Source organism: Paenibacillus sp. P36 (genome assembly GCF_045866505.1).
Classification (GTDB): domain Bacteria; phylum Bacillota; class Bacilli; order Paenibacillales; family NBRC-103111; genus Paenibacillus_E; species Paenibacillus_E chondroitinus.
Genome location: NZ_AP038372.1, coordinates 3,897,194 through 3,922,903, shown reverse-complemented (window position 1 = coordinate 3,922,903; position 25,710 = coordinate 3,897,194). Strand labels below are relative to the sequence as shown.

The window sequence follows — 25,710 nt, the reverse complement described above, 5'->3', positions numbered from 1 at the left end:
GGCGATGAGCGCCCGCCGCTTGCTGCTTCATTTCTTATTTTTTCATACCTGCCTGCTGATCCAGCCAAAATTTATCCCATTCCTTCAAAAGATCGTCAGCGGATTTTTTATCCAGCAAATAGGATTGCTGCCCTTTCATACTCAGCTCTCCCCAGCTGCCATTGCCCGGATATTTGAAAGGCGGAGTATAGCTAATAAAAGTATCCGCTTTTGCAGTCATATCCAGGAGCGTTTTATACGGCCCTGTTTGGAAGAACGTATCCGCCGTAGCCGACGTATGAATCGGAATTGTTCCAATTTGTTTGGAGAATTCCGTATTTTCTTTCGGACTTGAGAGGTAGGAGATCAGTTTCCATGCTTCATTCTTATTTTTGGAATTTGCGGTTATCCCCCATCCTGCTGCTCCTGTGCTAACCAATGATTTGCCGTTAGGTCCCAGAGGCATAGCTGCCGTCTCTAAGGTTTTGGGGTCCATTTTGTCCTGAAGAACTTTAATAACGTCAGGATCCTGCAGCAAAATACCGGTTACGCCTGACGTAAAGGCTTGAACCTGGTCTTGGAAGCCCCAGTTGATGGAGTCCGGCGGCGATGCCTCTTTGTAAAGCTTTTTATACAATTCTAGCGCTTGTTTGGCTTCGGGAGTCCCATAGATCGACTTGCCATCCTTCGTAAATGGCGCATCGTCAAGATTCATGACTTTGTCATTGTAATCATAAATCATATGGTCAAAATTACCATTCGCTCCCGGTCCACCCCGGAAGGAGAAGCCGTACCGATTTTGCTTCGGATCAGTCAATTTTTTGGCTGCATCCACCAGCTCATCCCACGTTTTCGGCACCGCTAAACCTTTGGCTTCAAACCAGTCTTTGCGATAAAACATTTGTCTCTGATACAGCGCATTGGCGATAAGGTAAAGTTTGCCGCTTGTGGAGCCTACGACCTTGGACGTACCGGAAAGTGTTTTACTATCCGCCCAGCTTGATGCATAGGAATCCAAGGGCTCAAGGTAGCCATTATTGACATATTCGGCTATGTTCAAGTCCCTGACCTCTAGAATATCGAGATCTTGCTTAGCGGCCAGCATCGTCCTGATCTTATTGTCTGCTTGGTCGAAAGGCGGCGAAATAAGCTCAACCTTGATGTTCGGATTGTCCTTCTGAAACCGTCCAATCGCATCTTGAAGCAGCTTCGTGCGCTCCGGGCTTGTTAGACTTTCGATCATCTGGAGCGTCACTTGTTTTGCAGCAGGCTCCGTACTTTTCGGAGCGTCAGAAGAAGCCGGCGTATTGCCGCCAGGCGCAGGCGTAGTGCTCGTATTTCCGCTTCCGCTGCACCCCGCTAAGCCCCCCAATAACATGACTCCGGCTAGCATAGTTGTCCATCCTTTTATTGCAGCTGCCCCCATATCTCACGGCCTCCCCAAATTTGTTATATTCAACTATATTGTCTTAATTCAATAGATATGTCTTAGCCGTTTATGAAAATAAAGAAGCCAGCCTCTGATTATCAGAGACCGGCTAGTTCATTCATGATAGCTTGATCGTTATTCCGAAGCAATCGGCACCACCATGTTCCATGTATGAGAAGCTTTGGTGAATCCGCCTGTTCCATCGGCTGTTGCTGCAAACAAATGCGTTGGTTTTCCATCTTGGAAAAGAATGAAAGGTCGCTCAAAACTGCCCATGACCGCCTCCGTACCGTCATCCCATCGAACCTTCCTGGAGTAGGCTTTAGGATTGTCAGCCAAATGCCAGGTTAGTCCATCTATGGAGTGAGCCTGAATACCGGCATGCACCTCCCCACATATGCGACCGTCCATATCTTTGGCGATAAGCTCATATCGCTCACCCGTATGCCAAATAAATGGATCTTCCAGATGAAATTTAGCGGGCGGAAATACGGGATCTTCACTGACTACGCGATAGGGACCCTCGAAATGGTCAGCGCGCGCCGCACCGATCATCATGTTCCCATGTACATTTCCTTCGTATTGACGTGCTTTATAAATAAGCATGACGGAACCGTCCTCATGAATACAAGGAGCAGGATTGGAAGTCAGGAAGGAGTCAAAATGCCCCGGTCTTGTCGGTAAAATCGGCGTGTCCCTCCGCTCCCAAGGACCGAACACACTCTTAGAAGTGGCTATGCCTATACGCTTATTTGCACGAGCAACAATACATCGTGGGTCTGTAAGCCCGAATTCTTCACCCGGCAGTACATCAGGCAGTGGGTTTGTTGAGCCCATATAATACAGCACGTAGGTATCCCCGTGTTTCGTTATATGCGGGTTATGCGTGCTTCGGCCGTCCCAATATTCGGCTCCGCGTGCGGGAAGCACAATCTCCTCGAACGCATAAGGCCCTTCCGGCGTGTCGGAGACCGCTCGAACAACCTCCGAGTGAACAAGCCAGCCTGGATGCATCGGCAGATGTTTGGGCCATCGGGATGCAAACATATGAAAGCGTCCATCCTCGCCTTTTATCACCGAACCGCACCACACCCAATATCCTTCCATCCGAAATCCTCCGTTCTTCGGTGCTGGTTGCAATCTGTCGTACAAGCTTTTAGTTTGAATAGACATATAAATCCTCCTTTATATTTAAAAGTGATAGTCTCAATTGACAGCCGATAGTAAGCGGTTTATCCTAAGAAAAATGCGTAAAATAACAGCATTCTTGCGTTTTCGCAGACTAGAGGTGTTAACCAATGACGGAATTAACTTCTATTGTCTCCATCGAGCCATCCATTCGAGCAGCTCATTATCATGCCTATTCCGGCAGAGTGAAAGAGAAAAACAGATTTGGCTACTGCTTTGCTTTTCATTTGATCTATAAAGGATCTGGCTCCGTGCAGATGAACGGCAAAAGTTATCCTTTAAAGAAAGGCACGCTCGTGTTCATTCCTCCCGGCCTTAAGCATACTTTCCACATGAATGAATCTCAGCCGATTTCTTCCTACGATATGTATTGCGATTTTTTCACGATAAAAAAGACGATTCAGCATCTGTATTTCGATCCTCAGCTCGATTTCGAACCCGGTCTTATGACAGAAAGCAGACCATGCCAAGAGTTGGAGCAATTAACAGGGATTACACAGCTAACCCGGTATCCAGAACTTGTTCAAACCTTTATTCAGATCGTTCGCATGAATCGCTTGGACATTCAATTTAAAGCTGAGATCGTAAACAGCCTGCTTTACAGTTGGATTTTGCAGCTCGTCAATTTAAATCTGTCGGACAACATCCCTGATTACCGCATTCAAAAGATCATTGATCTCATGGAACAATATCCCGGGATGAATCCGCCCTATGAGCAGTGGCTTGAGCTGTGCCAATTAAAGAAATCCCAATTCTACAGCATGTTTAAGAAAATGACCGGATTAACGCCAAAAGAGTGCTTCTTTCGAATTAAAATGCAGCGAGCCTATGCGACGATCCATGAAAGTAAACGCTCGATCACTTCGATTGCGGAAGATCTGGGATTCTCCTCGGTTCATTATTTTTCGCTGCAGTTTTCCAAATACTTCGGCCTTCCTCCGTCCGAATTAAGGAAGCAGACGAAGGTTGCAACGGTGTCCTATTCGAAGAAAGAATCCTGACTTTTAGTAGGGGCAGCGCTAATTCCCAACATCCGTTGTATCAACCTCAACATAGGATTCTTTCTGTTCTTGCTTCGTCGACAACGGAATGAATGTAATGGCATGAAGCCTCATGAGCTCATTCCCTTCGATGGAGACTGGCATCATCAAGATGTCATGCTCTCCTGCAGTAAGCGTCACTTCATGCTCAATCTGTAGTGGAGCCGTTGTTTCAGAAGGTGCAATCTGACCGGGAATCCGCTGCTCACCAAGGCATAACACATAGCTCCCCCCGTACGCAGGTCCAGGTGCGCTCATACGGATCACCAGTTTATAAACACCTGGATGATTGAATCTCACACGCCACTTGACGAATTGGTGGGTACTTGTCCATTTGCAGACATAATCGTTGCCCTTCTTGCCATCCCCGTAACCAATACCTTTGCTTACTTCCGCATCAAAAGCTCTTAGCGTCGTTGTCTGACTGCTGCTTATCAACCGTCCGGGATGGACAGCAGGTTCCCCATCCACTTCAATGACCACAACTCGTTGATACTTGCTGTCCGCCTGCTCTGGCACATGGATTTCCCAATCGTAGTAATTCAGCCTGCGGGCAGCCAGATTAGCCGTTTCATCATCCAGCAACCAAGCTTTCTTGATATGGTTTTTCAGGCCGCCTAGCACCAATTTCCCGTCTTGTGGCCAATCAAAAACGTGAAGATATAGCTGATTGCCTCTCCTCGTAGACTCTCCCCAACTCTGGACAGCAAGCGGCGTTTTTTGGGTACCGTAGATGCTCGCCCCGTTCACTGCCAACCAAGCTCCGATTCCTTGCAGAATCGAACGATCCTTCTCATCGATGAGACCGTCGCCCATTGGCCCCAGATTCATGAGAACATTGCCCCCTCGCGCAGCTGACTTCGCCAACAATTGAAGGAAGACATCTGCCGTCTTGTGCGAATGATCATCAGCTGAATAGCCATAAGATTCATTGGTCGTTGGAATCGTTTCCCAGTCACCTTCACACGGAAAAATCTCCAATGCGCGATCTGCTGTATTCACATAATCAGAGAAAGTGTCAAAACCGTATCCATGAGCAAGACGCCCATTAACGACAATGCGGTCGTCGGCCTCACGAATCGCCTTGAGAATTCTTAAATTTTCCGAAAGAGGCAATTTATGAGGTGTATCAAACCACAAAATATCCGGCTCATAGTTGTTAATTAACTCAACAATTTGCGGGATCGATTTCTGGGTCACATAATGGTCCGCTACTCTGGGCACAAGCTCCGGATGTTCGTTGAACCACAGCTTGCCCTCTCCTTCGTATAGGCGGAGGTCGCCTCCCGGATTCGCATATTCCCAGTCGTTGCCCGGAGCGTCCGGGTGCTCCCAATCGAAGGCATGCGAATAATAAAATCCAAACCGCAGGCCATGCCGTTTGCAAGCATCCTTCAGCTCTTGCAGCGGATCTCGCTGGAATGGGGTCAGCCGTATATCGAACGGATAGGCATCCGACGGATAGATCGCAAAGCCGTCATGATGCTTAGCCGTTATGACGACATACCGCATGCCTGCCGCTTTAAACAGCTGTACCCAAGCTTCCGCATCAAATTGTTGCGGAATAAACTTCTCGATACACTCCTTCTTGTATTCTTCAAGACTGATCTTCTGAGCTCTCATGAGGTGTTCCGCATAACCTCGCGACGGCTGGCCTTTCCATCTTCCCCCGGTTACCGAATATGCCCCCCAATGGATGAAACAGCCGTACCGAGCTTCGCGCCACCAGGAAATCCGCTCTTCCTTGTTAATTAACGAAGCAGGCCACCAACTCGCAACCGCCTGTTCAACCGCCAATCGATCTCGCTCTTCTGGATCAAGGATCGTTCCACTAAATTTTGTCATCTTGATGTAGGTCCTCCAAGTAGTTTTCCTACATTATGCCGTCCGACAGCGGATTTGTATTTAGATGAAATTCCGTTTATTTAGATAAATTTCCAGTATTTTAGACTCATTCTTTTGGAAACATTGTTCATCATTAATGCCTACAATCCGACAACGAGTTTCGAGCGACATTTTATATGCACTCTATTAATCTATAATTAATACTATGAATAATAAGGAGGACCACTCGTGGCACATAAAGTGATCAGTGATGAAGAACTATTGTTGCTGCTGTCTCCTATTTGCGATAATCAAGAAACGAACGTGTCTGAGAAGCCGAAACTATCCATGAAACTACTCTATGAACTTATTAAAAAGTTAAAACAAGAAAATGTGATCCTCACGAATCGGATTGCTGAATATGAGCGCAGATTGGATATCCTAATGGAAAGCAAAGCCCAAATCGCAAGCAGCACGGAGATGACCGTTCTCATCGAACCCGTACGAACAACGGAAGTCAAGCATGAGCTTAGCTTGGTGCTCTCCTCCACGGATTTAACGCCGCGTTCCATGCGGCACCCCTCACCAAAGAAAAAGTCAATATCCCTTTTATTCTTAAAAGCTTTAACAAAATTGTTCGTTCGGCGCCGCCGATTCCATCCTTTAAGACACTAAAAAGCCGTCTCCAAAGTCGTCCGTGCGACTTTGGAGACGGCTTTTTAATCCTTGAACGAAAGGAGCGAAACTGTGATCATCCTTCACATACATCCTATTTTTTAACTTCAAATGCTGTCCCTACCGCCCCTTCAAATTTAACGAAACCATCCTGATCCGAGACAATCAGCTCTATTCCTCCACCCTGTCGAGTCACAATCAAATCCATCTCTCGCCCACATAGATGAACAGACCGAAGCGCCATATGGTCCCAAACATCGGGCAATCTGGGCTTACAAATAAAGCTGCTTAACCCTGTAGGCTGAAGCCCAAACATGCCCTCGGTAATAATGCGGCCATATAACGCGCTTTCCGCGGATAGATGCCTCTGATTGCCTTCCGGATAAGCCTCAACCGCATAAGGGACATGATTTCCTAATAGTCTCCGCCGCGAATAGGAAAGCAAATAGGAGATCACCTCTTCCGTTGCCCCTACGACAAATAACCCCCGTAAGGCATATAGCGTGGATCGGTCCCAAAATGTGGTGTCTCCCGCTTGCGTGACTAAACCGTCTTCTGACCATAGCCGTGGGGATAACAAAGCCTGAATCGTTCCGGATTTCCGCTCCTCTATGCCCATAACTAACGGCGAACAAATCCATGAACGTAAGAGATCATTCCCGTCGTAATATCGGTACGTGTCATAACCTTCCACTACAGCACCGAAATATCGTTCAATAGCCTCATACAGTGCTTGAGCGGAGGAAACATATTGTTTGGCAATTATCCCATTGCCAAGTTCTAGAGCTAAACGCGAAGCGTAAACATACGCGGCATACACCAAACAAGAGGTCGATAGATTCGCAGAACCACTTGGAAAGCGCCCCTCCAACTCGTCGGAGTCCGATGCAATAACGCCATCCTTATTTCTTTGCTTTTCACAATAGGTTAAACACCAAATAATAGCTGGCCATAGTTCAGCTGCGACAGCCCGATCTCCTGAGCTAAGCGCAAAAAGCGCCGCTCCGTAAGCATACATCGCCGCATCGCCCCGGTCTCCCGCTCCTTCCCAAATATCACTGCCTTCCGCAATGATGGAGCTTGGAATCGGTTGATAGTCCGGTCCCATGAAAGCCGTATATAACCGCAGCGCATTACGTGTTGCTTCATTTCCAAGCACATATCCCAAATAAGGGAAAAAGGGCCCGGCATATTCCACTTGGTCATTGGTCCAGATCGCCGCATAATAACGTCCGCCGCCAGGTCCATGCATGGGTCCATTTTTCGTCTCAAAAATGCTTTCCGCGGCTCTTAATTTCGCAAATGCAAACATTTGATTGAGAACCGGATCCGGCGTTTCTAAGCGTAAATTTTGATTCATTTGCCTGATCAAATTGGATCTCAGTTCCTGTTCCTGACGAACATCCTTCCTTATCTCCTTTTCTTGCAAATGCCTTGCGCTTATACGAAAACTGAATTGACAAGATTCCTGCGGACCGAGCCGGTACTCACTGGCAGCATCGTGCGAAACTTCAATCAAATAAATGCCGGATACGCCTTTTACGGATTTCCGCGACAAAGAGGAACTTATTTTAATAGAAACAGCTTGATCAGATGTATTCGTCATCACGAATTTCTCATAAACACTTTTCGAACTCGTTGAAGGAAAAAGGGTTCTCTCTATCCATATCCCCCCATCCGCTTTACTTCGGATATACAGCAATCCATTGAATTGAAAGCAAATAGGCCGTTCATTCACGTTCGGATTCCCATTTATCCATATAGCCGGCATCGATTCCAGCTCAAAATCATGGATCAAGCTGCCGTGCGTATCATTTGGAATTGTCCTAAGGTTAGGCCAGACTACTTTGCGGGACAGCATCAGTTTTCCTTCTTGGTTCACACCGTAGCTGACAATAACGGACACTTTCTTGCCGCTCATTTCAAGATGATCTTCGTGAGCATCTGCATGGTCTTGCGGAATGTTCCATTGGATACCATCATCTAGCAAACGCCATCTTTCCGGATGTTGAGACACTTTTTCCCCTCCTAGTAGAACCGTTGATATAGAAATCCATAATCTAAACGTATTCTATTTGGCTAAGCATATGTCTAGTTTGCGAGTCATGCATACGTCATTCATGTTTGGCAAACAATGTAAATGAATTATCAAGAAGGGGTCTACTCATTTATGAAAATCATTTTCATTTTTATACTTCTAGTCATTTCAATTACTTTAAGTGCCATAGGTATTGATCTTCTGGCAGGGATCGGTGTCGCATCCTTTTTTACCTCTATGAAACAAACGTATGTCCTCTTTAAGCCAGTAGAAACGATGCTAGCTGCCACCTACTTACTGCTCATTATTACGCTCGCCTTTACGTTGAAGCGATAGATGACGGAAAAAACCAACAGCCAAAAGCAAGAGCGGAATGACGATACGCAGGACAGGATGAACATCAACGGGCAGTATTTTTAGGCCTTCTTTCAAATGATCCGCCATGTTCTCCGAAACAATTAATGAGGAATATAAAATGACTACAGCAATCGGTACGACTAGTTGCCGGTGATTACTGACTTGAAACAATTCAGCAGCTCCTCTCATTCCAGCGTAGAAATAGATGGAAACTTTGAAGAAAACTCCAATGATTAAGGTCAAGATCAGCAAAGGATCCAATCGTTGAATAAAATTGGCAATGTTGATCATCCTCACAACCGTTAATAGTGGAAAGTTGGTTCTTCCGGCCATATTTGCCCCAAGCACCCATATATCGAATAATAAAATAATGCTGAGAATGATGCCCGTGGTCCAAATCGCAATCAGGCCAATCTTCAGAGCGCTTTGAGGATTCGTCAAATAAGGAAAAAACATCGTAAATACGATCATTTCAGCGAATGGAAAGTTGTATGCGGAAGGGATGGCGGAAAGCACCGGCCCCCAACCATCTTCAAGAACGGGAAATATATTTTCCATTTGAATAATACCCGAAAAAACGATAAAAAGCGCCATTAATGCAAGCATAAATAAATTAAGCACGATAAATATTTGTGCCATTCTAGCCAGTGTTAATCCGCCGAGCCACATCACATAGCTGATCGTCATTAACATTAACGAACTGATGATAAAAAGCGGTGTATTGTCCAGGATCGTATCTTCCAGAAGCTCGGAGTAATCCCTAATATTTCTTGACGCCAAGTATAGAAAGTACACGACATAAACAAATCCAAGGAACGAGCCAGCCTGCTTGCCAAGTACGAGTTTCATGTACCCGATTAGTGTAGCATCCATTTTTTGTTTGAACATGCGGATATAGATGTAATACAAGACCGAGGCAATGAGCAACGACAATAATGGAACCATCCAGGCGTCCTTCTTCGCAGACAAACCGGGATTAAATACAACGGGAGTTCCAAGTTCGAAGAGCAGCATAATCAAGAACAATTGTGATGTTTTTAACTTTAAATTTTCCATCCTGATCATTCTTCCTCCCCTTATGAGCTGCTGAACGATTTGCTCCTCATGCCTGTTCGACGAATCGCCGAAGCCACTTCTACATGAACCTCAACCTGTGAAAACATGTCCTTCCATTCGTTCTTGATCTCATGCCAATATCGCTTATCCGTTCGCATGACATATCCTCCAAAGCCGAATACGTCAAGGTTTTTACGCTGCTCCTGCTGAATGACGCCATCGATCTCGCTTTTAATTTGATCCGATAACTTCTTCTCAAGCTTCGTAAATTCTCCGGGCTTCGTTAAGTCAATGGAGCAATCGTCTTCTCCGATGGAAGCCTCTGCCGTTACCTGGATCAGGATGGTCGGCTGCTTGTTTACAACTTTGGCTTTCACCTTCGTGTCCGCCCCTGAGATGACCAATCCGACGCCATTCTGTTTCGGTTTACAGCTCAATGAAATGACGGAGCTCTGAATCTTATTTTTGATCCACAGTAAGCCTCTCGCCTCCGGTTCTTCGATCCAGTCAGCCAGTTTTTGTTCATTGAACACCGCCATGCCGGAAACTTGAACATCCGAATCAACTAACTGCAACCCGGGAATGACAGCTGGAGATTTCGGATCTCTTAAATATTCGCCTAAAGTAACTTTCAAATTATTACCCCAAATTTTTTCACTTATTCTCGTTTCATCTACAATGGAATTGGATGAGATTTTATCAAGAGGGGTTGAACCCTGCATGAGCTTATAAGCTTCTGTATTTCTTGCAATAAACAATTGCATCGTAGGTCGGAACTCATCGTTTCGTTCGATGAAATCCAATAGTTCTCCGATCCCTTCTTTCGCCACCTTCTCCGAGACGACGAATAGCCGAGAATGTGAGAAAAAGAGTCTCCTCGGCAGTTTGGGGGCGGTTCGGCGAGTTGCTTCAAATAACGTTTTCCCAGTCCCTCTATATAAGACAACAGGATCTTTGCCGCTGGAACCTTCTTTCGTAGTCGCTGCTCTTTTCGGCTCGACCACCTGATAGGTTAGAACAAACCCTTCTTCCGGCTTGCTTTTGTCAACCCCGATGCCCGTCACGATCGCTACCTCGTTCAGCTCTTCCCGATTCCAACAACCGACCAGAAGCACAACAAGACACATTTGCAAACAGATCGCTATAATCCGTGTCAATTCCTCTCACCTGGTCCATTCTTCACTTGTTGATTTCTTTGAAACATGCTTAGCGGGAAGCGGATAATAGCATCCTTCAATTTTTGTAAGTTAGCAGGGGCGAATGGCGACATATAGGGCATTCCCAGGGATTCCAGACTGACTAGATGAGCAATCATGATGATAAAACCTAAAACAATGCCGTATAAACCAAACGTAGCAGCAATGATCATAAATATAAATCGAATAAGTCGGGTCGATACTGAAAGCGTATTGGAAGGAGTTGTGAAATTACAAATAGCCGTAATTGAAACAATAATGACCATAGCGGATGAAACCAAACCTGCTGCTACTGCCGCCTCACCCAAAACAAGCGCACCCACAATGGATACGGCTTGCCCCATCACGCGTGGCATGCGTACTCCAGCTTCCCGTAAGAATTCAAAAATAATTTCCATGACTAACGCTTCAAAAAAAGCGGGAAAAGGGATTCCTTCGCGCTGTGCTGCCAAGCTGATTAAGAGCGGTGTCGGGATCATCTCCTTATGAAACGTAGTGAAAGCAATATATAAAGAGGAACTGAAGATTGAAATAAGAAAGGCAATGTAACGCAGCACCCGTGTGAACGAGCCGAATTGAAATCTTTGATAATAGTCCTCTGGGGAAATCATAAATTGGGAAAAGGTCGTTGGTAATAGTAAGGCAAAGGGGCTTCCATCCACAAAAACGGCTATTTTCCCTTCCAGAATGCCCGCTGTCACCGTGTCGGGCCGCTCTGTATTAAACACAGTTGGGAATAAGGAATACTTGTTTTTTTGAAAAAACTCTTCTATATAACCGGAATCCAGTACGGAATCAATCGCAATCGAAGCAAGTTTGCTCTGTATGTCAGCTACATGTTCAGGTTTTGCTACGCGGTCCATATAGATAAGCGCTATTTTTGTCCCGGATATTTTACCAACATGCAAATTATGAACACGTAACCCTGTATGCGTAATACGACGCCGCACAAGTGAAATGTTAGTCTCCATCACTTCGACAAACGAATCCTTTGGCCCCCGAATGACGGCCTGTGTCGTCGGCTCCGATACCGGACGCCCTTCCAACGATTGAATGGAACAAATAATGGCTTTATGGCAATCATCTATGAACAGGATGGCACTGCCCATCAATAAGGCACTCATCATTGGATCCCATTGGTCTTGAATGCTGGAACTACATGTAGTTGTGACAATCTCCTCAAGGAAGCTCAACACATCCGGTTTCCCTGGCAGCATGGATTTGTAATCCAGCGCTCGCAGAATAATGTTGTTCACATGCTGAATTTCCGTCATCCCCGTGAAATAGACAATAGCAGCGCTCAATAGAACGGGATCATCCATTTCAATCATCCGAATGTTCAGATCGTCTGTATGCCCCAGCTCCTCGGTCAATCGGGATAAGTTCATTTGAAGATTTGTACTCATGCCGGGCTGCTGCTCGGACTTCGGAGTGGCCAAGTTCGACTGGGTGCTCATCTGGATGCAATCCTTTCCAACGTTCTACCACTATAATTTCCCAAATCCTTAATATTATGAAAATGGCGTGCAAAAAAAGACCCGCGCTAATCGCGCGGATCCTTAAGTCTAATCCTATATGAATTATTCCACGTTATGATAAACTTGCTGAACATCTTCTAGATCTTCTAAAGCTTCGATCAATTTATCGAATTGGACTTGTCCTTCATCCGACAACGTGACATTGTTTTGAGCCAGCATCGTCAACTCAGCAATAGCAAACTCGCTGATGCCAGCTTGTTTGAACGCTTCTTGAACAGCGTGGAACTGCTCAGGGTCTGCATAGACCATGACCATTTCATCTTCTTCCACGATGTCGCGAACATCAACATCCGCCTCAAGCAAAACTTCCATGACTTCATCCATGCTTTTGCCTTCCAGACCGATAACCGCTGTTGCGTCAAACATGTAAGCGACAGAACCGCTTACGCCCATATTCCCGCCATTTTTATTAAAAGCCGAACGAACCGCTGGCGCCGTGCGGTTCACGTTATTCGTGAGCGCGTCCACAATGATCATCGACCCATTTGGCCCAAAACCTTCATAGCGAAGCTCTTCATAAATTTCATCCGAGCTGCCTTTTGCTTTATCAATAGCACGATCGATAATCGCTTTCGGTACATTGTACGTTTTGGCCCGCTCGAGGACAACTTTCAATGCGCGATTCGCTTCAGGATCGGGTTCTCCCTTGCGTGCAGCTACATAAATTTCAAGTCCGAATTTCGCATAAATTCTACTTGTGTTAGCGTCTTTTGAGGCTTTCTTTTCTTTAATGTTATTCCACTTACGGCCCACGTTTGTTCCCACTTTCTGTTTTTATCTCATTTAACATAATAACCTATTTTCATTCAAAAAGTAAAAATAAAATCGCTGAATTTAGCCAATTCCTTCAAGCTCATACAGCGATGCTTCTCTGTTCCGAATGATTCGTCGCAGCAAGGAGGCCATATCGCGTGTGATATCTCCCCGCTCATAGTACCATTGCACGGCATCGCGCTCCGCCTGTATAGCGATCCAATGCAGCTCACGACGGCTATCGATGAAAGAAGAATCTTTGCGCCTTGAGCCGAATGCAAACCTGCGGAGTCTGTCCACCATCTGCTGATAATAATCCAGCACGCCCTCTGTTGCATCATCGCTTTGATAGGCGCAGCGTTTGGAGAATTCCTCGACGACAGCTTGGCTGCATTGCATTTTCAATGTCCGAATCTCTGCCATATCAGGCTCTACGATATTAGAAGCAAGGCGCGGCCGCGCGATGAACGTAAATAGAAGTTTGAAGCGGCGCCAGATGTTCTTAACCAGCACTTTGCCTAAATCGAGTTTATTGGCTAAAATCATTTCTATTTGTTCCAGCATGTTCAAATAATAATTAGCCTGTTCACGGCTCACTTGTCCGCTTTCGAGACGCTCATTCACAACCTTGCGTTCAATATCCAGCGCAAGCAGCCGCATCTCGGCTTCTTCCTGTTGGAAACGCGGCAGACGTTTCAAATTTCCGTCTTTTTGACCAATCTGCTGCATCATTAATTTATAATCGCCAATCACGGTACCTACAGCAACCTCATTTTTCTCGTTGCTAGTATTCTGCAGTGCTCGAATGGCCGCAGCCATAACCTCCAGCTGCCACTCACGCTCCAATCTTTCCTGTTCCGCATTGCCGTCCGTATTTTTCTTCTTCGCGATCAGCGGCAACACAATGCTTGCGGTCAGGAGAGAGAACAAAATGATCGAAGAGGCAAGGAAGATGATAAGGTCCCTTTCCGGAAACGGATCGCCATTTTGCAGAATAAGCGGTATGGAGAAAGCACCTGCCAATGTGATCGCCCCACGTACACCCGAAATCGCCGTTAACGTCAGCATCCGCAAGCTTGGCACCTCTTGATTCTTATTCCCGAACCAGCGCCCTCCTCTTGCAAAAATAAACGTCCAAACAAAACGCAGGACCAACAGTAAAACAAAGATGAGTAAGGCATAACCAATCACTTTGAAATTATCGAAATGAGGATCTTTGAGAATCGTCCTGGATACACCTGGGATTTGCAAGCCCAGAAGAACAAACACCAAGCCGTTCAGTACAAACAAAATAACAGACCATGTTGAGTTAGAAACCGTTCGAAGATTCGGCATCGTAAATGCCAATCGCTCATTCTCGATTGCATGCACCAAACCGCCTGCTACTGCTGCCAGAATGCCCGATACACCTAACTCCTCGGCAATTAAATAGAGCATAAAAGGCGTCAATATTTGCAGCAGCATATGCATCGTCTCATCTTCAAGACCTGCACGGCGCAGCAGCTTGCGAAGTCCGATAATTAAAAAGGCGACTAGCGCTCCAACCACCAGGCCTCCAATGGAGATAACGATAAAACTAAGACTTGCTTTGGGGAACGAAAACACACCGGTAACCGCCGCGGCGATAGCGAACTTGAAGGCGACGAGGCCGGATGCATCGTTCATCAAGGCTTCTCCTTCAAGGAGCCGCATTAAGCTTCTTGGCAAATGAATGCGGCCGGCTAAAGCACTGACGGCTACAGCATCCGTAGGCGAGAGAATCGCCGCTAATCCGAATGCCGCTGCCAGAGGAATGGAAGGAATTAGCCAATGTACAACATAGCCTACGACACATACCGTTATGAAAACAAGGCCCACCGCGAGAAGCAGGATCGGCGCGCGCAATTTCCACAGCTCGTCTCTTGGCGTATGCTTGCCATCGTGATACAACAACGGAGCAATGAACAACAGAAAAAACAATTCCGGTTCCAGCTCCAGGTGAATACCTATCGGTAAGATCACCAGAACGGCTCCCAAAGCAATTTGAATCAAGGGCACCGGAATAAATGGAACAAAGCGGTTCACGACATTGGATACGCCAATTAGAACCAATAAGCTCAGAATGATAATAAAAACATGCAAGTTTATGTCTCCTTCCCCGCTAAGTGCTATGTATATACGAATACCACTGCTGCTACTTTTGTGGTGTACTTGTGTAGTATTTCAATATTTTTCTTAAAGAATCCTTCCCAAGATGAGCAAAAAACGACATCCGATCCAAAGGACCGAATGCCGTTTTTATACAGGTATGCCTTTATTGTTTCGTTGTCAGCATTTTCACAGTTTCATCAATCATAAGGGAATAGGCCGTCGGTCCAAAGCCCTGGAACCATAAGTCGTAATCGACGGGATGCACTTGGTTTTTCTTTACGGCTTTTAACTGGCTCCATATCGCTGTTTTCTTCAGTTCATCGAGTTTTTCATTGCTCTCGTTGAGGATCAGAATGTGGTCTGGATTAATTTCAGGCAGCTTTTCCATGGAAAGAGGGGCGAAAGTCGCCTTGTTATCCGGGAACAACGGCGGCGCTTTCAGACCGAGATCCTTGTAAAGGATATCATAATTTTTTGCCCCATAATAACGAAGTTCCTTTGAAGTTACACGGAGAAACATAACGGACTCGTTTCCTATAACGGAGGCAATCTTCTCTTTGGCTTGCTTCGCTTTTTCATCATAAGCGGCTATGGCCTTTTTCGCTTCTTCGTCTTTTTCGAGCACCCCGGCTAAGACGGTAAACGTTTTACGCCAATCCTTGGCTCCGTCTGTTTCCTCCGGTTTCAAAACAACGGTAGGCGCAATTTTGCTTAATTGATCGAATCCTTTTCCCATCCCGTCATTCGCAAGAATAAGATCAGGAGCAGCTGATAAAATCGACTCAAAATTCGTTTCCGATTGCCAGCCGATATTCGTTACGCCCGCCATCTTATCTTTCAAATACCACGAGAAATCTTTCGTATCCGGCCCAGCAGGAACGGCGGAACTCGGCTTCACACCAAGAGCCAACATGAGATCGATCAACCATGGGTTAAGTGCAGCTATTTTTTGAGGCTTTCCAGTAATCACGGTCTCGCCAGCAAAATGTTTGATCGTACGTGATTTTACAGATTCTTGTGCCGGTGTGGCAGCAGGACTGCCGGTTGTTGGTGATTGCGGCTTGCCGCAAGCGGTCATAAGTAAAGTAGCAGTAAGCATCAAAGCTAATATAGGCGTGGATTTGCGCACCAGTTGTTTCATCATTTCACGCTTCCCTCTCTAGTTGTCTTTCCAAATATTTGCGTTTTCTGTTCGGCAAGCGTACGCGGTTTCTTCGGTTCAGGGATTTGATCTTCCTCAAAAAATCCAAGGTGCAGCATGCCCGTTATTTTCTCACCCGGCTGCACGCCTAACAGGTTCCTAACGGCTGGATTCCAGTTATGGTCATTCGTTTTCCAAACGACACCAAGATTGCGTTCCCAAGCAAGCAGCTGGAAATTTTGAATGAGTGCCGCTGACGCCATCAGATCTTCTTCCCATTGTTTCGGACGCGGATCTTCCGGCATGATGACGATTAAGAAAGCTGACCCTTGCGCATGGAGATACTTCCGCATTTTCTCATGCTGGTCTACGGCAAACCCAGGCATCAAATGCTCGATGAAGGCTTCCTTCTGCTCCGATGGGACAAAAAGAAATCGCCACGGTTCCCGGAGACCGTGATTTGGAGCCCAAACGGCATCGTTCAAAAGAGCCATAACCAACTCTTCAGTGACGGGTTCATCCGTAAAAGCCCGTATCGTCCTTCGCGAACGAACCGTCCATGCAACAGTGCCTGGACCTGCCTCTTCTCTTATATACGGCTGTTTCATTACTGACCACCTCTAAATCATGTAATTGATAATCATTATCATTAAGGTAATCGTAAGCGAAACCACTATCCCGTTCAATGGACAAAATCTTTTAAACGTATGGACAAATTTCATTCTCCACCACTTCGCTAGGACGACAGCAAAGAATTAACCGCCATATCAATTGCTAAACTATGCTGGATCGGAGCATGACTGTTGAACCAGCTTGGCAGCTCAAGCAATCGGCCATTTTGGACAGCATGCAGGGCTTTCCATGTTGAGCTGCTCTTTAACTGCTCCGTTAATCGAGCATCGGAATTCGAGTTACAAGTGGTAAGGAAAATATGATCGGGATTCATTCGTTCCAAGTCGGCCTCTGAGATCACCGTGTAGTGACTGAGCGGCTTGATGCCTGTAGGCGGATTCAGCTTCAAATCTTTGTACAAAATATCTCCAAGCTGCCGTTTCCCCCCATACACGCGCCATTCCTTGCCTGCATCAACTAGCACCATGACCGTTTGTTCTTGGCCAAAAGAGGCTCTTAAATGTGACCTGGCTTGCGCCGCTTTAAGGTCATATTGTTTCAACCATGCCGCATATTGCTCTTTTTTCCCGAATAGGTTGGCCAATTCAAGCAAGGTATCACGCCAATTATCCTTATTAAAGAGCGTGATCGTCGGAGCGACATTCCGGTAGCTGTCTATGGTCAAGCTTGCCCAATTGACGCCAAGAATCAGCTCTGGATCTGCACGAAGCACAGACTCCCGATCGGGGCGATCCCAGCGGCCGACAATCTTGGTCTCCACCAGCTCATCTGCGATATGCGGCAGCAGCCCGCGGATTTGATCGTTGCCTGCATACGAGAGCGTTGCGAAGGGCTTAAGCTCGATCGCTAGCAAGTAATCATTTAACAGCGGAAACACCGTCATAATTCTTGCATTGACATGATTCTTCATATAGATGGTCGGTGAAACGCCTATAACTTTTTTAAATGTCCGGCTAAAATAGAGCTCATCATGAAATCCTACTTTAGAGGCTACCGTTTTGACGCTTTGCTGTGATCTCAACCAGACTTTGGCGTGTTCCATGCGCAGACGTGTCAAATATTCGATCGGGCGTACACCGATATGCTTTTTGAAAATGCCGGCAAAATTGCTCGGACTGATGGCATGACGCTGGGCCAATAGGCTAAGTGAAATGTCCTCGTGATAGTAGGCATCCAGGAAGTCTTTCGCCTTCTCAATGGCAAACCGGGTACCACCCTGCTGCTTGTCCCTTTGTTGATCGGCAACGATCGTGTATAACAGCTCTTGAAAAACGATTTGCCGCTTCCAAGGCAGCAATGGATTTGGCCCTTCACTTAGCTCGTGGAGCTGTTCAAAACCGCGCGATACCATAGCTGAGTCGTTGAAGGCGATTAAACCTTCCTCCGTGAAAATCTCGGTACCCGCAGCGTTTTTCCATTTGTATGTAAAAGATTGCATCATAAATCGAAGGGACTGCTTCTCACCTACAACGGCTTCCACCAGACTCTTGGGATGCAGCAAAAATAACGAGCCGGGAACCAACTCATATTCCGTGCCATTTATCCATAAAGTGCCGCGGCCCTCCTCAATCTGCAAGAGGTTATAGTGTGTAGTGAACCTGCGTCTAACACGTTTACCCGCTGGATATCGCTTACGCAGTAGTTGGTGCAAATTGAAGCTGACATCTCCCATTTGGTTCCATAAATTCTCATTAATCATCGTGATTTGAACTTCCCTTTCGTCCTTCTCATTCTAATCTCAATGATAATCATTCTCATCAATTACGTCCAGTAGTTTTGTGCCTCATTTTCATCCAATGTTCACAAATTTGAAATATTTTCAATTATAATTTTGTGTCCATTAGGTGTACAATACCTAAATACGGTTTATATCCAATTGTGCGATGTTGCTTGACATTTTCTTATGTGAAAAATGTTACAACCATGTGGGAAACGATTGTTTCACCCGTACACATTGTGACAGTACCCGATTTTTTTTCATCGCAAAGGAGGATTTTCATATGTCACAGACATCTGCTGTTCAAGAAGTAGCAGCAACGGCTGCTGCGGAACCAAAATCGTTAGACGTACTCGACCAATTGCTTAAGCCTGAGGTGCAACAATCTCTGACTGTTCTGGTCGATAATCTGCCTAAATTGGCAGAAATGGTGACTGTGTTAACCAAAGCTTATGATTTTGCGCAAAGTGTAGCTACAGACAAAGTATTAATCAACGATTTTGCCCATGGTATTGGCGAGTTTGTTAAACCGGTACAAGAAAAGGCAAAAGACATTGCATCTGCGGCTATTGAAGCTGGCGAACGCTCACAAGCTGATGCAGGAGCAACAATCGGTCTATTTGGAATACTAAAAATGCTGAAAGACCCAGAAGTGCAAAAAACACTTCGTTTTGCACAAGCATTCTTGAACGTACTTGCTGAACGTAAAAACTAATACGGACTAGGGATGATAACGATGGCTAAACAAATACTTATTCTTGGCGGCGGTTATGGCGGCCTTTTGACCGCATTAACAGCGCGCAAACATCTGACAGCTTCAGAAGCAAACATAACAATCATCAACCGTTTTCCTACGCATCAAATTATTACGGAATTACACCGTCTTGCTGGCGGAACGATTAAAGAGCAAGCCGTTGCCCTTCCTTTGCAAAGACTACTCGGCAACAAACAAGTAAACATCGTGGTTGATACGATTAAAGAAATTAAACCAGATGATAAAAAAGTCATTACAACTAGTGGCGCAGTACATACTTACGATGCGCTGGTCGTTGCTCTTGGAAGCGAAACGAACTACTTCGGCATTCCTGGACTGGAAGAGAACAGCATGGTTCTCAAATCAGCTTCCGATGCTAACCGTATTCGCGAGCACGTTGAAGCGCGTCTGGATGCTTACAAAGCATCCGGCAACAAAGCTGACGCAACCATCGTTGTTGGCGGCGGCGGTTTGACAGGCGTTGAGCTTGTTGGCGAATTCGCGGATAAACTGCCTGAAGTTTGCCGCAGCAAAGGCATCGATTTCAGCGATGTCTCCATCTATTGCGTAGAAGCAGGTCCTGCTATTCTGCCAGTATTCCCTAAAGTGCTGATCGAGCGCGCGGTGGCAAGCCTTGAGAAACGTGGCGTCACATTCTTGACTGGCGTTGCAATTACTGAAGCTACCAAAAACACGGTATCACTGAAAAGTGGACAAACCATTGAGTCGAACACGATTATTTGGACCGGTGGTGTGAAAGGTAACCCGGTTGTCGGCAGCTGCGGAATCGCAGAAGACCGCGGTCGTGCGACTGTCACTTCCACACTTCAATCCACTTCCCACTCGGATGTCTTCCTTGCAGGCGACTGCGCGGTTGTATTCCCTGAAGGTGGCGAAAGACCATACCCTCCTACTGCACAGCTTGCATGGCAGATGGGCGAAACGGTTGGTTACAACCTTTCCGTTCAAGTCAAAGGTGGAGCAATGGACAAATTCGTTCCAGTATTCTCCGGAACACTTGGCAGCTTAGGCCGCAAAGACGGGATCGGAACAATCGGCGGAAACAACACACAGCTGAAAGGCTTACCGGCTTCCTTGATGAAAGAAGCAAGTAATATCCGTTACTTGTCCCATATCAATGGTCTGTCCGCTCTAGCTTATTAATATCGTAAAAAAAGGATGCCCCCAACCTCTCGAGGCTGCCAGGACATCCTTTTTTCTTTTTTCCAATTTACGTATACGCTTACAATAAGGTTTGAAATGAATGCCGGATAACGTCTCCCCTGCTAATGATGCCTACTAATACGCCGCGATGAACCACCGGCAGTTTTTTAATTCGTTTTTTACCCAAAATGGCTGCGATTTGCTCGATATCTTCTTCCGCATCTACGGCAATCACTTTCTTTTGAGCAATTCTCATGACACACATTGGAAGCAAGCTGCGAACTCTTTCATCAAACTCTTCGTCATCCCCTTTGACCACAGCTGTGTACATATAAGATCCGAATACATGATCATCATGCTTGCCGATGTAGCGCATAATATCTCCATCACTAATATACGCAACCACTTCATTCCGTTCGTTGACAACAGGAAGCCCGCTGATTCTGTATTTGATAAACTTCTCAATCACATCGCTAACAGGGTCGTTTTCTTTGACTTTGTAAACTTGGCGAACCATGATCTCTTTTGCTTTCATGACGATCCCCCCCATATCATTTGCCTTCTGATGTATCTAGATGTATAATGCAACTATATATTTGTATTATACAACTATATACATGGAACTTCAATTGTAATTCGTACCCTATTCTGAAACATATTCAAAATGAACCTTGTATGTTACGATGAATTCATAGTCATATCTACTAAATTATAAACGAGGTACTCCATGTCCGAAAAGATCGATCATCCCGCTGAAACGATTGAGCTCGAACTCGCCATCCTCATGCGTCGATTCCTTGCTGCAACGACTAATAAAAAAATCGGCACGTTAGACCGTTCCGCTTATCTATTGCTCCATCAGATCTCTTCGAACGGCTCGTCCGGCGTGAAAGCTTTGGCGGAGGAGTTCCAGCTGGATATCTCGACAATCAGCCGACAGACCGCTTCACTGGAGCAAAAAGGCTACGTCTACCGAATTCCCGATCCTCAAGATGGACGCGCCTACTCGCTGCAAATCACGGAAAGCGGCGCCGCGGAGCTGGCCTCCAATAAGCAAGCTCGCTATGAACGCGTTGCGGAACTGCTGCGAGATTGGCCTGCGGATGATCAGCAAAAGTTCGGTGAGCTCCTGAGTAAATTTAACAGGATCTTTGCTTAACACAAAAAGGCTAGCCCTGCTGGGCAGCCTTTTTTGTGTTTGCATGTTCTACCACTATATGTCAATGGACATAGACTACATTTTCGTAGTAACATACTAAATGTTAGTCATTGAGAATAAGTTACTATTTTAATAGTCATAGAAAGAAGGAATTTATAATGTCAACTGTACTTTATATCTCTGCTCACCCTGTGCAAGGTGAAGCATCCTATAGCACAACTGTCGGGAACCAATTTATTCAAGCTTACCGCGAGGCTAACCCGCATGATGAGGTTATTTATCTTGACCTCTTTCAATTGGACATCCCTCGTATCGACGCCGAAGTACTCACTGCTTGGGGAAAATTAGGTACTGGCACTGCATTTGATCAATTAACTGCTTCCGAGCAAAAGAAAGTTAGCCGTCTATCCGAGCTTGTTGATCAATTCGTTGCAGCTGACAAGTTCGTATTCGTCAATCCGGTGTGGAATTTCTCCTATCCACCAGTGCTCAAAGATTATATCGACGCGATCTGTGTCGCAGGCAAAACCTTCAAGTACGTAGCTGGTGTAGGTCCTGTTGGGCAATTAACTGATAAAAAAGCCCTTCATATTCAAGCTAGCGGCAGCGTCCTCTCTCCTGGATCGGCTTACGCTGATTTCGAAATGAGTCATCGCCACTTGGACACCATCATGAAATTCTTAGGCGTGCCAAGCTTTGACGCAATTTTTGTAGAAGGCATGGCCGCTGCTGCGGATCAAGCTCAAACAATTAAAGAAAAGGCCGTTCAAGAAGCTCGCACACTTGCATTAACTTTCTGATTTATGTCTTGCAAAAATCAAAACCAGCTCCTCGTGAAATTGACGGGAAGCTGGTTTTTTTTACAACCGATACTGGATTATAATTTGTTGCATGATAATAAGAAGACGAATTTGCCACATGTTACTTTAACATTAAGCTCTCAGCTTTCATCTAGCCCTGGCGATCCCATGCTTCTATAAGCAGCTCATTATTAATTCCAGCGCCCGTTAAAGCACCTGATGAGGCGGCTGCAATCGCTTGATACATTTCTGAAGAGGCGTCACCAGCACCATAAATACCCGGAACGTTCGTTTTCCCGAAAGCATCTACGACAATAGCCCCAGCTTCCGTCATCTGGCAACCCAGGGTTGGCGGGAGATCAGATCCGGCAGCCAGCTTCGGTGCGAAGAATATACCCGTGCAGGGAAGAATCCTGCCTTCTTCCAGTAGCACCTGCTGCACCATGCCATTGTCTGATTCAATACGCAGGATCGCTGATTCGTACACAGATACTTGATGCTGCTTGAGTTCTGCACGTTGTTCATCCGTTAACTCATCGGGCCCATTTGTGCAAATAACATAGTCCGAGGTCCAGCCTGCCAGCAATTTGGCCATATGCATCGCTTTCGCGCCTTTTGTAATAACGACAAGCGGTTGGTCTCGCAGCTCCCATCCGTCGCAGTAGGGACAAACGAATGCGCTTTTGCCATACACTTCAGCCAAACCCTCAATATTGACCGGCAGGTCTTTCATCCCTACGGCGAACAGCAGTTTTTTCACCCGATACGTGCTGCCTTGTGCGGTCGTGATCTGAAAGTCACCATCCGCGCCTGTTATCGTTGCCACAGTCTCATCAGCAAACTGAACGGTTGGATACGCTTGAATCTCTTCTCTCGCAATCCGCCGAAATTCCGCCGGGGTAATGCCATCCCTCGTGAGAAAACCATGCGTGTGCCGTGTTACTCGATTTCGAGGCCTTCCTTCGTCGATGATCACGACATGTTTTCTGGCCCTCCCAAGCACAAGCGCTGCGTTCAATCCAGCCGGTCCGCCGCCAATAATCCCTACATCCATAAACTGTTGCATCTTTACCATCCTCCTGGATCTCTAATGTCCATAATATAACTAGAAGAAGCTAATAGCTCCTTGTTTACTGCTTACTTTGTACTTGTAGTTGCCGCTGAATCAAGTACACCTTGAATCGTGTGCTGCTGTAAATAATGAACCATTTGCTGTTCAGCGCCGTCCATCACTTTTTTAACCAAACAACCGTTGCCTTCATGATGACCGGAATGTTGCTGTGAATCCTGAGCTTCTGATTCAAAAAATAATTGATGCTGCTGTGAATCCAGATTGAAGCATTCATACATCTTCTGGCGCCCTTCCACAACCTGAATGACATCAAGAAATGTAATCAGTTCGGCTGATTTAGCCAGCTCGTAGCCCCCACTTGCACCTGTCATTGCACGCACGATGCCATCTTGCCGCAGCTTCGACATGATCTTGGACAGATAGCTCTCGGAGACTCCCAGAAGCGCAGCTAATTCCTTAATGCCTACATGCTGGCCTCTTTCAGCGCGAGCTAAATGAAGGATGGCGTGCAGAGCGTGGCCAGTGCTTTTGGAGAATTGCATGAGTAACACCTTCCAGCGAATAAAATTTGGTCAGCATCTTTATGGACCTGCAATATCCATAATAGCTGACCTTCACTTTTTTTACAAGTCATTGATTTTTGCAAACATCAAGTTTCAGCCTGTCGTACTCTTTTTCCCGAAGACTGGTACCACAATAACATCCCGATTGAGACCAAACCAATTAGCAGCAATAAACCATACACATGCTGATAGGACAGAGCAAGACTCGTATGAGTTTGAACCTCAAGCAAAATGCCGCACACAGCAACGGAGATCGATCCGCCGCAGAACTGAATCAACTGCATCAGTCCCATGCCTGAACCGATGAGCGTTTTCGGTAGAATGCGCGAAGTCTCGTTGTTTAAAGAGGACAGCGTTGCTGAGAATGCGGGCGAAAAGCAAATATACCCGACAAGCACAACGATGGAAGAAGTCCCTACGACAGCGTAAAAAAGCAGCATAACCATAGAAAGCACGATGTGCCCGATCAGCAGAAAACGCAGATTCCCATAGGTGTCAATCCAACGACCGACGAAGCGAGTCAAGAATGCCGATAAAATGGCGCCTGGCGCAATCGTCAAGCCGATTTCCATCGCCGAGCGATGAAACAGGTTTGCCAGGACTAGCGGCATCAGAAACAGATTTCCGAGATTTAAAACCAACACACAAAACCCTATGACGACCAATTTGCGAAAATCATGATTCCTCAATAAATCCGGGTTGATGAACGTTTCTTTCCCCCGCCTCAAATGCCACGCATGCAGCAAGAAGGATACAACGCTGACCAAAATCCAAATCATAGATAATTGCGTTACTGCTAATAGGATGGTAGCAGCATTGATAACCGTTAAGATGGCTCCGATGAGATCGAAGCGGAAAGGCTGAGGGTCCTCCTTCGGAAGCAAACGAAACAGTACTGGCAGGATGACCAAGACGAGGCAAGTGATCGCAAACAGCCCGTTCCAGCCAAAATATTCACTGATAAGCCCTCCTACAATCGGGCCTAATCCAAATGCCATCGCACTTCCAGCTGAGATCATGGCAATGGCAGAACCGCGTCTTTCTATGGGCACGTATCGGCTCGCCAGCACCAAACCTAGTCCAGCCATGACGCCGGCACCTGCGGATTGAAGGATGCGAGCGGTTAGTAAAGCACCAAAACTGTGTGCAAAGATCCCGTAAACGGAAGAAAGGCCAAGCACAAGCAGCCCTATTGTCAGCAACTTTCTTAACGGCACAATATCCGTTAACCTGCTGTAAATAACCGTGGATAACGCATATCCGATGGAATAGCTGGAGATGACCCACGCCCCGAGATCCGCAGATATTTGGAGATCACCAATAATACTGGGGATAGAAACATTAAACATCGTTGTATTCATGATAACGATAAATAAGCCGACCGTCCAAACCGGCAGCACAACTTTGTCATTCAAATCCTTTCACCTCAACACATGTTTGTTGTATGTAGCATGCCATCTTCTGTCAAATTCTAAACTCATTGTATCATACAAGTAATAGGGAA

General features: G+C 46.1%; 23 protein-coding genes. 7 read left to right on the top strand and 16 right to left on the bottom strand.

All coding sequences use genetic code 11. The features are described from left to right. Positions 1 to 34: 34 nt before the first annotated feature. A complete protein-coding gene (locus ACKTT9_RS17600; RefSeq protein ID WP_407872587.1) occupies positions 35 to 1,405 on the bottom strand; it encodes an ABC transporter substrate-binding protein in 1,371 nt (456 codons plus the stop codon). 138 nt (positions 1,406 to 1,543) lie between these two features. Beyond that, positions 1,544 to 2,581, bottom strand: a complete 1,038-nt coding sequence (locus tag ACKTT9_RS17595) for a glycoside hydrolase family protein (protein WP_407872586.1) — start codon at positions 2,579 to 2,581, stop codon at positions 1,544 to 1,546. Positions 2,582 to 2,706: 125 nt separating this feature from the next. Here ACKTT9_RS17595 and ACKTT9_RS17590 point away from each other — a divergent pair, with 125 nt between their 5' ends. Next, the gene (locus ACKTT9_RS17590; protein WP_407872585.1) at positions 2,707 to 3,597 is read left to right on the top strand and encodes an AraC family transcriptional regulator; all 891 of its coding nucleotides are present in this window, start codon (positions 2,707 to 2,709) and stop codon (positions 3,595 to 3,597) included. 18 nt (positions 3,598 to 3,615) lie between these two features. Here ACKTT9_RS17590 and ACKTT9_RS17585 read toward each other — a convergent pair whose 3' ends face one another. Next, entirely contained in the window at positions 3,616 to 5,481 is a 1,866-nt protein-coding gene (locus ACKTT9_RS17585; RefSeq protein WP_407872584.1) for an alpha-L-fucosidase, read from the bottom strand. 228 nt (positions 5,482 to 5,709) lie between these two features. Between ACKTT9_RS17585 and ACKTT9_RS17580 the strand changes: the two genes are divergently transcribed. Beyond that, a complete protein-coding gene (locus tag ACKTT9_RS17580; protein WP_407872583.1) occupies positions 5,710 to 6,135 on the top strand; it encodes a hypothetical protein in 426 nt (141 codons plus the stop codon). 94 nt (positions 6,136 to 6,229) lie between these two features. Here ACKTT9_RS17580 and ACKTT9_RS17575 read toward each other — a convergent pair whose 3' ends face one another. Next, a complete protein-coding gene (locus ACKTT9_RS17575; RefSeq protein ID WP_407872582.1) occupies positions 6,230 to 8,152 on the bottom strand; it encodes a hypothetical protein in 1,923 nt (640 codons plus the stop codon). 153 nt (positions 8,153 to 8,305) lie between these two features. Between ACKTT9_RS17575 and ACKTT9_RS17570 the strand changes: the two genes are divergently transcribed. Next, positions 8,306 to 8,509 (top strand): hypothetical protein, encoded by a 204-nt coding sequence (locus tag ACKTT9_RS17570; RefSeq protein WP_407872581.1) that lies wholly within the window; start codon positions 8,306 to 8,308, stop codon positions 8,507 to 8,509. On the opposite strand, the gene ACKTT9_RS17565 is transcribed toward ACKTT9_RS17570, so the two are convergent. From ACKTT9_RS17565 to ACKTT9_RS17530, 8 genes are all read right to left on the bottom strand, one after another. Continuing rightward, complete coding sequence (locus ACKTT9_RS17565; RefSeq protein WP_407872580.1) at positions 8,468 to 9,586, bottom strand: GerAB/ArcD/ProY family transporter; 1,119 nt, start codon at positions 9,584 to 9,586, stop codon at positions 8,468 to 8,470. The two genes, ACKTT9_RS17570 and ACKTT9_RS17565, sit on opposite strands and share 42 nt — an antisense overlap. A gap of 20 nt (positions 9,587 to 9,606) precedes the next feature. After that, positions 9,607 to 10,743, bottom strand: a complete 1,137-nt coding sequence (locus tag ACKTT9_RS17560) for a Ger(x)C family spore germination protein (RefSeq protein WP_407872579.1) — start codon at positions 10,741 to 10,743, stop codon at positions 9,607 to 9,609. Continuing rightward, positions 10,740 to 12,239 carry a spore germination protein gene (locus tag ACKTT9_RS17555; protein WP_407872578.1) on the bottom strand — a complete coding sequence of 500 codons (1,500 nt, stop codon included), beginning with the start codon at positions 12,237 to 12,239 and terminating at the stop codon, positions 10,740 to 10,742. Before ACKTT9_RS17555 ends, ACKTT9_RS17560 begins: the two co-directional genes overlap by 4 nt. 123 nt (positions 12,240 to 12,362) lie before the next feature. After that, complete coding sequence (locus ACKTT9_RS17550; protein WP_315949964.1) at positions 12,363 to 13,073, bottom strand: YebC/PmpR family DNA-binding transcriptional regulator; 711 nt, start codon at positions 13,071 to 13,073, stop codon at positions 12,363 to 12,365. Between the two features lie 81 nt (positions 13,074 to 13,154). After that, complete coding sequence (locus tag ACKTT9_RS17545) at positions 13,155 to 15,194, bottom strand: Na+/H+ antiporter (RefSeq protein ID WP_407872577.1); 2,040 nt, start codon at positions 15,192 to 15,194, stop codon at positions 13,155 to 13,157. A 172-nt stretch (positions 15,195 to 15,366) separates the two neighbouring features. Then, a complete protein-coding gene (locus tag ACKTT9_RS17540; RefSeq protein ID WP_407872576.1) occupies positions 15,367 to 16,347 on the bottom strand; it encodes an ABC transporter substrate-binding protein in 981 nt (326 codons plus the stop codon). Continuing rightward, positions 16,344 to 16,952, bottom strand: coding sequence for a nitroreductase (locus ACKTT9_RS17535; RefSeq protein WP_407872575.1), 609 nt, complete (start codon positions 16,950 to 16,952; stop codon positions 16,344 to 16,346). The genes ACKTT9_RS17540 and ACKTT9_RS17535 overlap by 4 nt, the downstream gene beginning before the upstream one ends. Before the next feature lie 128 nt (positions 16,953 to 17,080). Further along, positions 17,081 to 18,676, bottom strand: a complete 1,596-nt coding sequence (locus ACKTT9_RS17530; RefSeq protein ID WP_407872574.1) for an AraC family transcriptional regulator — start codon at positions 18,674 to 18,676, stop codon at positions 17,081 to 17,083. A gap of 301 nt (positions 18,677 to 18,977) precedes the next feature. Between ACKTT9_RS17530 and ACKTT9_RS17525 the strand changes: the two genes are divergently transcribed. Both ACKTT9_RS17525 and ACKTT9_RS17520 read left to right on the top strand, forming a co-directional pair. Beyond that, positions 18,978 to 19,409 carry a DUF1641 domain-containing protein gene (locus tag ACKTT9_RS17525; RefSeq protein WP_127454156.1) on the top strand — a complete coding sequence of 144 codons (432 nt, stop codon included), beginning with the start codon at positions 18,978 to 18,980 and terminating at the stop codon, positions 19,407 to 19,409. A 21-nt stretch (positions 19,410 to 19,430) separates the two neighbouring features. Continuing rightward, on the top strand, positions 19,431 to 20,612 hold the full coding sequence (locus tag ACKTT9_RS17520; protein ID WP_407872573.1) for an NAD(P)/FAD-dependent oxidoreductase: 1,182 nt from the start codon (positions 19,431 to 19,433) through the stop codon (positions 20,610 to 20,612). A 79-nt stretch (positions 20,613 to 20,691) separates the two neighbouring features. On the opposite strand, the gene ACKTT9_RS17515 is transcribed toward ACKTT9_RS17520, so the two are convergent. Continuing rightward, complete coding sequence (locus ACKTT9_RS17515; protein ID WP_127454153.1) at positions 20,692 to 21,147, bottom strand: CBS domain-containing protein; 456 nt, start codon at positions 21,145 to 21,147, stop codon at positions 20,692 to 20,694. Positions 21,148 to 21,339: 192 nt separating this feature from the next. Here ACKTT9_RS17515 and ACKTT9_RS17510 point away from each other — a divergent pair, with 192 nt between their 5' ends. Both ACKTT9_RS17510 and ACKTT9_RS17505 read left to right on the top strand, forming a co-directional pair. Continuing rightward, positions 21,340 to 21,771 carry a MarR family winged helix-turn-helix transcriptional regulator gene (locus tag ACKTT9_RS17510; protein WP_407872572.1) on the top strand — a complete coding sequence of 144 codons (432 nt, stop codon included), beginning with the start codon at positions 21,340 to 21,342 and terminating at the stop codon, positions 21,769 to 21,771. A 158-nt stretch (positions 21,772 to 21,929) separates the two neighbouring features. Continuing rightward, positions 21,930 to 22,571 (top strand): FMN-dependent NADH-azoreductase, encoded by a 642-nt coding sequence (locus tag ACKTT9_RS17505; protein ID WP_407872571.1) that lies wholly within the window; start codon positions 21,930 to 21,932, stop codon positions 22,569 to 22,571. A 151-nt stretch (positions 22,572 to 22,722) separates the two neighbouring features. Here the strand turns inward: ACKTT9_RS17505 and ACKTT9_RS17500 are convergent, their stop codons facing one another. The 3 genes from ACKTT9_RS17500 to ACKTT9_RS17490 all read right to left on the bottom strand — a co-directional run bounded on the left by ACKTT9_RS17500 (position 22,723) and on the right by ACKTT9_RS17490 (position 25,621). Continuing rightward, on the bottom strand, positions 22,723 to 23,637 hold the full coding sequence (locus ACKTT9_RS17500) for an NAD(P)/FAD-dependent oxidoreductase (RefSeq protein WP_407872570.1): 915 nt from the start codon (positions 23,635 to 23,637) through the stop codon (positions 22,723 to 22,725). Positions 23,638 to 23,708: 71 nt separating this feature from the next. Then, positions 23,709 to 24,185: an RrF2 family transcriptional regulator gene (locus ACKTT9_RS17495; RefSeq protein ID WP_407872569.1), complete on the bottom strand. Its 477-nt coding sequence runs from the start codon at positions 24,183 to 24,185 to the stop codon at positions 23,709 to 23,711. Positions 24,186 to 24,292: 107 nt separating this feature from the next. Then, positions 24,293 to 25,621, bottom strand: coding sequence for an MFS transporter (locus tag ACKTT9_RS17490; protein WP_407872568.1), 1,329 nt, complete (start codon positions 25,619 to 25,621; stop codon positions 24,293 to 24,295). Positions 25,622 to 25,710: the final 89 nt, after the last annotated feature.